We start from the raw sequence: 5,952 nt of genomic DNA on the forward strand, positions 1-5,952 counted from the left end.
GCGGACTCTCGACCGAAGACGCCGTCAATATGATCGTCAACGGATTCTGTAAGGAAGTCTTCCGCGAACTTCCGATGGAATTTGCCGTCGAAGCGCAGAAGTTATTGGGAGTAAGTCTGGAAGGAAGCGTTGGCTAATGAAAATCAATAAACTAAAATAAGGTCATATGCTCGAAATTAAAAATCTCCATGCCTCGGTAGAAGGCAATGAAATTCTCAACGGAATAAATCTGAAAGTTAATGCAGGTGAAGTACATGCGATCATGGGACCCAACGGCTCCGGTAAAAGCACGCTCGCCCAGATTTTGGCCGGGCGCGAAGATTATGATATTACTGCCGGTGAAGTCATTTACGAAGGAAAGAATTTATTGGAAATGGCTCCGGAAGATCGTGCGCGCGAAGGCGTTTTCCTTGCTTTTCAGTATCCTGTTGAAATTCCCGGCGTCAATAATATGTATTTTTTAAAAGCGGCCCTCAATGCCGTTCGTAAACACAAAGGCCAGGAAGAATTAGACGCGATGGATTTTATGACGCTGGTCAAAGAAAAATCCAAGCTGGTCGAAATCGATCAGGACTTGCTCAAACGACCGGTCAATGAAGGATTTTCCGGCGGCGAGAAAAAACGTAATGAAATTTTTCAAATGGCGTTATTGGATCCGAAGCTGGCGATATTGGACGAAACTGATTCTGGTTTGGATATTGACGCATTACGCATCGTCGCCAACGGCGTTAATCAACTTAAAAGCCATCGCAACGCGGTGATCGTCGTAACGCACTATCAGCGCCTGTTGAATTATATCGTGCCGGATTTTGTGCATGTGCTGATGGATGGACGTATCGTTAAATCAGGCAAGAAAGAACTCGCGTTGGAACTGGAAGAAAAAGGGTACGACTGGGTTCGTCCCGAAACCGCAACTGTATAATTCAGAATAAAAAATATTATCATGAAACAAGACGATAAAAAAAATTGGTACCGCAGCCGGTATGATGCCTTTGAGAAAAGTATGAACGGGCGTGTCGCAGCACCGTCCGTTGAAATTCACAAACTTGGCCTCGCTCATTTTAATGAATACGACTTCCCGACGACAAAACACGAAGATTGGAAATACACCAGCGTCGAGCCGATTCTTCAGCACCAATTCGAACCCGAGCTCGTTTATCCCAAAGGTAAATTGTCACAAAAATTATTTTCGTCTTTACCTCTTAATAGTCTTTCTGCTCATCGAATCGTTTTGGTCAACGGCCATTTTTCTTCCGAATTTTCTTCGCTGAATGAATTACCCAAAGGTTTGACTATCAAAAGTCTGGCAACTGCGGTGAATGAAAATTCAGATCTCGTTTTCAAACATCTGACGCAATATGCGGGCGTTGAAAAAAATATTTTCACGGCACTGAGTTCGGCGTTTCTGATGGACGGAGCTTTCATAGCCATTGCTGAGAACACCGTGGTCGAAAAGCCTATTCACCTGTTGTTCGTTGCAATATCGGATAAACAACCGACTTTGATTCAGCCATGGAACATGATTATCGCCGGCAAACATTCGCAAGCAACGATCATCGAAAGTTATACTAGCACAGGCCAAGGTACTTATTTTACCAACGCCATTACGGAAGTATACACCGATGAAAATTCCGTGCTCGAGCATCACAAAATTCAGCTCGAGAGCTTGAATGCTTTTCACATCGGCAATATGCACATTCATCAGCAACGCTCCAGTAATTTTGCCTCGAATCTCTTTTCGTTTGGCGCAGCGTTGGCGCGCAATGAAGCCGCGACTGAACTGGACGGCGAGGACATTGAAAGCCGTTTAAATGGCGTATACGTTGCACGCGATCAGCAGCATGTTGATAACCGCACGTTTATTGACCATGCCAAACCGCATTGCCATAGCTTCGAAGTCTATAAAGGAATTTTAGACGATCAGTCAACCGCTGTATTCAACGGAAAAATTCTTGTTCGTCAGGATGCACAAAAAACGGACGCCAAACAATCAAATCATGCGCTCTTATTATCGAAAGATGCAACGATTAACACCAAACCGCAGTTAGAAATATTTGCGGATGACGTCAAATGTACTCACGGCGCCACAGTCGGACAAATCGACTCAGAAATGCTGTTTTATCTTCGTGCGCGCGGATTGGATAAACACGAAGCAGAAAGCCTTCTAACTCAGGCATTTGCTGGAAGTGTGGTTGAACAGGTGCGTTACGAACCGTTGCGTGATGAATTGAATCGTATTTTGTTATCACGATTGAAAAAATAAATTACCTGCAATGCGCTGCAAAGTGCATTACGAGATTTGAAAAAACAAAAAGATATTTCATGAGCGTTGCCTCTGTTTTACGTACCGAAACTGCTTTTGACGTACAAAAAATCCGGGAAGATTTTCCGATACTCAAACAACAAGTTCATGGCAAACCGTTGGTTTATCTCGATAATGCGGCAACCAGCCAGAAGCCGCAGGTAGTGATCGATGCCATTACGCGGTATTATACCTTCGAAAACTCCAATATTCACCGTGGCGTTCATTATCTGAGTTCACAAGCTACTATAGCCTATGAGAACACACGAACGATTTTGAAAAATTTCCTCAATGCCGCTTCCGAAAAAGAAATTTTATTTGTAAGGGGCACGACGGAAGGAATCAACCTCGTAGCACAATCGTACGGACGTACCTTTTTCAAAGAAGGCGATGAAATCATTGTTTCGGCGATGGAGCATCATTCGAATATTGTTCCATGGCAAATCGTTTGCGAACAAACGGGAGCAAAACTTCGCGTTATTCCGATGAATGAACGCGGTGAATTGCAGTTGGATGCTTACGAAAAATTATTCAATCCACGCACCCGATTTGTTTCAATCGTTCATGTGTCCAATTCGCTCGGGACGATCAATCCCGTTGAGGAAATGATAGCGACTGCCCATCGGTACGGCGTACCGGTTTTGTTGGATGGCGCTCAAGCTGTACAGCACTTAACCGTGGATGTACGGGCATTGGATTGTGATTTTTATGTTTTTTCCGGCCACAAAATTTATGGGCCGACTGGAGTGGGTGTTTTGTACGGCAAACAAGCCCTGCTCGAAAAAATGCCGCCGTATCAAGGTGGCGGTGATATGATCCGATCCGTCACATTTGAGAAAACGACATTTAATGAATTACCTTATAAATTTGAAGCTGGAACGCCCAATATTGTTGGTGGAATTTCCATGACGGCTGGTGTGCGTTATTTACAATCAATCGGCGTCGATGCCATCGGTCAGTATGAACATGAGTTGTTGGAATACGGAACGGACGTTTTGTCATCGATTAAAGGACTACGTCTGATCGGTACTGCAAAAAGCAAAACAGGAATTTTATCGTTTGTTTTAGATAATGTGCATCCTCACGACGTCGGAACGTTTTTAGACGTCGAAGGAATCGCCATTAGAACGGGTCACCATTGCACACAGCCGGTCATGCAGTTTTTTAAAGTACCGGCGACATCCCGTGCTTCGTTGGCGATGTACAATACTAAAGAAGAGATTGATATTTTGGCCGATGCCATCCGTAAAGTTATGAAAGTATTCAGCTAATGTCCGAACTACGCGATTTATACCAGGAAGTCATTCTGGATCACAACAAAAATCCGAGAAATTTCGGAAAACTCGATCACGCCAATTGCCAGCATGAAGGCTTCAACCCTTTATGCGGCGATCATTTGTTCGTTTATTTGATTCTTGAAAATGACAAGATCAAAGATATACGGTTTGAAGGATCCGGATGCGCCATTTCGAAAGCCTCAGCCTCTTTAATGACAACGGTTTTAAAAGGGAAGACTAAAGCTGAAGCTAAAGAAATATTTGAACGTTTTCATACGCTGGTTACATCAAGCTTGGACCAACCGGTCGACAATACTCAACTTGGCAAGCTGGCTGTATTTGCCGGCGTCAGGGAATTCCCGGCGCGTGTCAAATGCGCCAGTTTGGCGTGGCACACTGTTCAATCCGCGCTCGAAAACGACCCCAACATTGTTACCACTGAAGAAAATGGAAACTAATTTAATTGAAAAAATGCAAATTGAAGCGCAGGTCATCGAGACATTGCGTACGTGTTACGATCCCGAAATCCCCGTCAACATTTATGAAATGGGATTAATATACGGAATAGAAGTTGATGATGACAAAAGTGTCAACGTTAAAATGACGCTCACTTCGCCGCACTGCCCCGTTGCCGAATCACTGCCTATTGAAGTCGAAAATAAAGTTCGTAACATTCATGGCGTGCCGGGCGTTAAAGTAGAAATTGTTTGGGAGCCGACCTGGAATCCTTCGATGATGAGTGAAGCGGCCAAATTAGAATTGGGTATGCTATAATTTTTATGAGAAAATATCAAAAAATAATCATACCATTTTTTTTAGTGGATATTGTTCTTGGCCTATTCGGGTGGTGGGGATATTTTTCAGTAAACGGTCAAAAGTATTTTGACGAAATGGATGGTATGATTCCTTTCTTTGCATTATGCATTTCTATAATACTGTTTTTAGGTTTATTGTTGATATATCTTTTTTCAAAACTCAGAAGTCAAGCCAATGAAATTCAGTAGTCAGGAAGAATACGGATTACGCTGTCTGATCCAGATCGGCAAGCATCACCATTTGGGCGGCAGGACGATTCCTCAGATCAGCGAAGCGGAAGGCATCAGCATTCCGCATGTTGCAAAGCTTACACGATTGTTGCGTCTTGGCGGATTTATCGAAAGCACGCGAGGACAAGACGGCGGCTACGCCCTATCGCGGAGACCTGAAGAAATTTCGGTCGCTGATGTACTGGCCGTACTTGGCGGCCGGCTCTTTGAAGCCGATTTTTGCGAAAAACATGCCGGTGTCGAAGATATGTGCAATCACAATGTCGGCTGCTCCGTCAAAGGCTTGTGGCAAACCATTCAACAAGCCGTCGATCAGGTTGTAACCAAAATTACCCTGAAAGATCTTATTGCAACGGACGAACCGGTCCCTACCACTATCCAGATTCCCGAATCCATTCGATCAGTAGTCTAATCGGCGAGGTTAATCCATTGATTTTTTTTACAACTTTGTTATAAATATTACGAATTCAAACTAATTATGAAAACGACCCGGCAATATGGCCAATCAGCCGACCGCGCTCTAACAATGTGGGTCAAACTTGCGAGAGCTTTTTCTGTTTTCAACAAACGAACCCATGAGCACATCCGTACTTTCGGATTGACGCAACCACAATTCGGCGTGCTGGAGTGTCTCGGGCATTTAGGCCCGATGACCACCGGCGATCTCTGTAAGAAAATGCTTGTTTCCGGCGGCAATATGACCGTTGTTATTGACAATCTCGAAAAAGAAGGTCTCGTAGGGCGCGAGCGTGGCGATAAAGATCGCCGATCTGTCATGATTCAACTCACTCCCAAAGGGAAAAAGCTGTTTTTGCGAATCTTTGCTAAACATGCAGGCTATATTACTACATTGGTATCGGTATTAACGCCGGACGAACAAGAACAGTTAGGCCGGCTACTCAAGAAACTTGGATTGTCTTTAAGGGAATAATTTTATAATAAACAGGTTATATATTTTGAATTTAAAATATTTCAATTTAAACATTATGAAATCCATTAGTAAACCCGCACCCGTTCAGTTTCCAGTTAACGATCTGATCCGCAACCGCTGGAGTCCAAGAGCGTTTTCGGACGAACCCGTATCCGATGACAAGCTGCAAAGCCTGTTTGAAGCCGCCCGGTGGGCGCCTTCATCTTTTAATGAGCAGCCGTGGCGATTTATTCTTGTGCGCAAAGAATCAAAAGAAACTTTTGAACATCTATTGAATATCCTTACTTCCAATAACCGGCTTTTTGCTCAGAATGCGCCGGTTTTGCTTCTTGCAATTGCTAAAATCAACCATGCGCACGGCTTTAATCGTCACGCTCTGCACGATCTCGGCCTTGC

General features: G+C 43.9%; 8 protein-coding genes. All 8 read left to right on the forward strand.

The window, feature by feature from the left end; genetic code table 11:
* The first annotated feature begins 166 nt into the window (after positions 1 to 166).
* Positions 167 to 922: a Fe-S cluster assembly ATPase SufC gene (sufC, locus tag K1X84_16475; protein MBX7153224.1), complete on the forward strand. Its 756-nt coding sequence runs from the start codon at positions 167 to 169 to the stop codon at positions 920 to 922.
* 21 nt (positions 923 to 943) lie between these two features.
* Positions 944 to 2,263, forward strand: a complete 1,320-nt coding sequence (gene sufD, locus K1X84_16480) for a Fe-S cluster assembly protein SufD (GenBank protein ID MBX7153225.1) — start codon at positions 944 to 946, stop codon at positions 2,261 to 2,263.
* A 59-nt stretch (positions 2,264 to 2,322) separates the two neighbouring features.
* Entirely contained in the window at positions 2,323 to 3,573 is a 1,251-nt protein-coding gene (locus K1X84_16485; GenBank protein ID MBX7153226.1) for a cysteine desulfurase, read from the forward strand.
* A complete protein-coding gene (locus K1X84_16490; GenBank protein ID MBX7153227.1) occupies positions 3,573 to 4,037 on the forward strand; it encodes an SUF system NifU family Fe-S cluster assembly protein in 465 nt (154 codons plus the stop codon). Before K1X84_16485 ends, K1X84_16490 begins: the two co-directional genes overlap by 1 nt.
* Positions 4,027 to 4,353, forward strand: a complete 327-nt coding sequence (locus K1X84_16495; protein ID MBX7153228.1) for an SUF system Fe-S cluster assembly protein — start codon at positions 4,027 to 4,029, stop codon at positions 4,351 to 4,353. The genes K1X84_16490 and K1X84_16495 overlap by 11 nt, the downstream gene beginning before the upstream one ends.
* A 216-nt stretch (positions 4,354 to 4,569) precedes the next feature.
* On the forward strand, positions 4,570 to 5,037 hold the full coding sequence (locus K1X84_16500; protein MBX7153229.1) for an Rrf2 family transcriptional regulator: 468 nt from the start codon (positions 4,570 to 4,572) through the stop codon (positions 5,035 to 5,037).
* Positions 5,038 to 5,103: 66 nt separating this feature from the next.
* Positions 5,104 to 5,556 (forward strand): MarR family transcriptional regulator, encoded by a 453-nt coding sequence (locus tag K1X84_16505; protein MBX7153230.1) that lies wholly within the window; start codon positions 5,104 to 5,106, stop codon positions 5,554 to 5,556.
* Positions 5,557 to 5,611: 55 nt separating this feature from the next.
* Positions 5,612 to 5,952: nitroreductase family protein (locus K1X84_16510; protein ID MBX7153231.1), on the forward strand; the 341-nt coding region annotated here is incomplete at its 3' end.

It is taken from the genome of bacterium (genome assembly GCA_019695335.1).
GTDB lineage: Bacteria > CLD3 > CLD3 > SB21 > SB21 > JABWBZ01.